Source organism: Thiohalophilus sp. (assembly GCF_031581315.1).
In the GTDB taxonomy this organism is placed as follows: domain Bacteria; phylum Pseudomonadota; class Gammaproteobacteria; order UBA6429; family Thiohalophilaceae; genus Thiohalophilus.
The window spans coordinates 1-1,709 of record NZ_JAVLAZ010000081.1 but is presented as its reverse complement, the minus strand read 5'-3'; the positions used below and the strand labels follow the sequence as shown (position 1 = coordinate 1,709).

At 57.4% G+C, this 1,709-nt stretch carries 2 protein-coding genes and 1 riboswitch; both genes read right to left on the bottom strand.

Translation table 11 applies throughout. The annotated features are described in order from the left end of the window. Positions 1-44: 44 nt before the first annotated feature. Entirely contained in the window at positions 45-401 is a 357-nt protein-coding gene (locus RI563_RS10755; protein WP_310694384.1) for a DUF488 domain-containing protein, read from the bottom strand. Between the two features lie 89 nt (positions 402-490). Beyond that, positions 491-1,177 carry an AAA family ATPase gene (locus RI563_RS10750; protein WP_310694383.1) on the bottom strand — a complete coding sequence of 229 codons (687 nt, stop codon included), beginning with the start codon at positions 1,175-1,177 and terminating at the stop codon, positions 491-493. Between the two features lie 205 nt (positions 1,178-1,382). Beyond that, positions 1,383-1,595: riboswitch (cobalamin riboswitch) on the top strand. The last annotated feature ends 114 nt before the right edge of the window (positions 1,596-1,709 follow it).

Sequence of the window (1,709 nt, the reverse complement as noted above, 5' to 3'; positions counted from 1 at the left end):
AGTGCTGAGTGCTGAGTGCTAAGAACCAAGAACTAACACATCGTTCAGTCGGCGCCCAGCATCTTCAGGTATTGCTTCACCACCACCGCATTATTATGGCGTTCATCGTGTGCGGCGAAGACCAGGGTCAGTTTGCCGCGTTCGGCGATTTGAGCTAGCTGACGCAGCCCGTCACGATGGGCTTTCAGTTCACCGAGATAGGCTTTGCGAAACGCTCCCCACCCCAGATCGCCATCATGAAACGCCTTGCGCAGTGAATCCGACGGCGCCAGCTCCTTCAACCATTCATCGATTTTCAACTCGGCTTTCGAGCGCCCGCGTGGCCAAAGCCGATCCACCAGCACCCGATAACCATCACCGGGTTCGGGAGGTTCGTAAGCGCGCTTCAGGAAAACCGACATAAGAAAGAGAAAGTGTTAGATATATGCGTGTGAACCAGATGCGTAGCACGCACCCAACTAGCAACTAGCCCCTAGCACCTAGCCCCTATTCAGGGCGCATGCCGCTGCTGTGCCGTCACGGCGGCGCGGCGATCTTCCAGCCATTCGAATACGTTGACCCACTGCAGGCGATCTTCCTCGGCCCGTTTGTCCCACAGTTCGTGCACACCAATACCGCGCTCGACGGCATGCACGTAATGCTGGGTATCACGCAGGGTCGCGAGCAGGGGCAGGTGCAGGGTTTTAAGGAAACGTTCCAGGGATTGATAGACCAGCGTGTTCTTTTTGGCCCGGTTGGCGATCACGCCAACCCGCACGCCGGCACTGCGAACCTTGCCGATCAACAGCAGATCCTTGATGAAATGGGTGGCGGCATGAATATCGATGGGCGACGGTAACACCGGCACCAGGATGGTATCGACCCGCTGCACATAGTTAACCAGCTGCTGGCCGCTGACGGCGGCGGGGGCATCCAGTATCACCCGTTCGGTTTCGGGCGGCAGGCGCAACTGCCACGCGCTGGTCTGGCCTCCGCCGGCCCGCTGCCAGGCGCGTACCCCGTGGATGGCCGGCTTGTCCTGCGGCCGCAGGCTGTGCCAGCGCATGCTGGAACCCTGCGGATCGTAGTCCATCAACGCCGCGGCAAAGCCATAGCCGGCATACAGGCTGGCGAGATTGGTGGCAATCGTCGTCTTGCCACAACCGCCCTTGGAGTTGAGGACCAGGATTCGTTGCATCGTCGGCTTCCGTTGCTTGTCTTTTCAGAGTACACCAGCGGTCAGTGATTAACCAGTCAGCGCCACCGTTGGCGGTGTGTTCTGCTTCACGTTTCGCGGGTTAACTTTCCGTTGAACTTTATAAGTTTATATAAGAAATCAACATAAATCATTGTTTTAAAAGTCATCTATATCTTGTGGTTGACACTGCTTCGAATACCCAGATAATGTGCGCACACTTTCAGGTGCCCCAAAAAGTTCGACTGGGGTGAAACGGGAAGCCGGTGAGTCGCTTGCGACGAGCCCGGCGCTGCCCCCGCAACGGTGATTGAGTCAAGGGTCGTCACGACGCCACTGCATGTTCATGTGGGAAGGCGATGGCCCCGGAAGTCCCTTCCACTCATAAGCCCGGAGACCGGCCTGAAAGCGAACAGATGTGTCGCGGAGGGCGACGCCGAAGGCTGTTATTTTTCACCTTCCGAATTCCCCTCTGCGCCACCACACAAAACCACGACGCGGGTGAGCGTCCAACAGGGGAATTCAATATGCAAGT